The organism is Sulfobacillus harzensis, assembly GCF_012933365.1.
In the GTDB taxonomy this organism is placed as follows: Bacteria; Bacillota; Sulfobacillia; order Sulfobacillales; family Sulfobacillaceae; genus Sulfobacillus_B; species Sulfobacillus_B harzensis.
The window spans coordinates 1-1,203 of the sequence record NZ_JABBVZ010000281.1; the positions used below are offsets into that span (position 1 = coordinate 1).

At 66.7% G+C, this 1,203-nt stretch carries 1 protein-coding gene; it reads left to right on the forward strand.

What is annotated here, in order from left to right; genetic code table 11:
• The coding region (locus HIJ39_RS23030) for a hypothetical protein (RefSeq protein WP_169103354.1) at positions 1–1,021 on the forward strand (1,021 nt) is incomplete at its 5' end.
• Positions 1,022–1,203: the final 182 nt, after the last annotated feature.

Genomic DNA, 1,203 nt, shown 5'->3' on the forward strand with positions numbered 1-1,203 from the left:
CGGCGAGAAAATGCCGCCGAAACGCCCCGGGGTCACCGGCCGGGTGGCCCGGCGGGTCCTCCGCGAAGCCCAGCGGCCGGACCGGCCGCGGGTCACCGACCGCTGGGATGCGCTGTTGGCGACGGTGGTACAGGAAAGCGTCCACCGCAACGTGCTGCCACGAACCTGGGACCTCGCGGTCGATGGTTCCCCGGTTGAGAGCGGGGCGCACTCCTTTGGCCGAAAAGTCTGTGACTGCCCGGGCAAACGCTGTGGGTGTCTGCGGTATTTTGGGGATGCCCACGCTTTATTGGGTTGGGACAGTTACCGCAATCGCTATTATTTCGGCTACAACGTGGTCAGTCTGGCCGTCACCAATGCCGTCCCGGGGCAGCCTGCCCATCCGTTGATCGTCAGCCTGGCCCTCCATCCGGCCAACCGGCCCGACGGCGTCGCGTACCCCGATCTCTTGGTCAAAACCCAACGCCGGTTCGCTGGGACGGGGACGACCATTCGGCGGGTGATTGGTGATGCCGCCTTTGACGTCGAGGACCTGTGGGCCTTCACCCACGCCCGAAACGTCGGGCCGGTCTTTGCCCCGCATACCCCGCCGGCGCCACCTCAGGTTAGTCCCGCCGCGGCTGCGGCGGGCATTCGCCTCAACGGCGACCATCAACCCGTGTGTCGGGCCGCTCGCCGCCTGGTGCCCCGGGGTGCAGCTCGGCGCGGGGTCCAGCAGTACGCCTGCCCTTTGCGGAACAAAACGGCCGCCCCGTGTCCCACCCCCTGTGCGAAAGCCAAGCGGTCGGTCACGGTGAACTTCCGGGGCACCCGCTATGACCAGATCGGCTTGCCTTATCGATCCCCCGCTTGGGATGCGGTCTACGCGCAACGGACCAGTGTGGAGCGGGCCCACAGTCTCTGGGAAACCGGCGGCGTCAAGGCGGCGCGCCATCGGCGGCGCTACGTCTGGTATGGGCGGTTGATTATCGGGGCGATCGCCCAACACATCCAGGCCTGGGTGCGTCAGGCGACCCCCTAACCCATCCGCGGTGGAAAGGACGGTGAGGTATTCCGGCCCCGACAACTCACGCGATCCAAAAACGGGCGGCTCGTCCGCCCGGGCATTCTGTGCCCACCCGACGTTCTGCCAAATGGCCGCCCACCCCAGCGAATTTTGACACCCGTCCGCGGAGCCGTCCGGGTCAATTTTTGAAAAAGCTC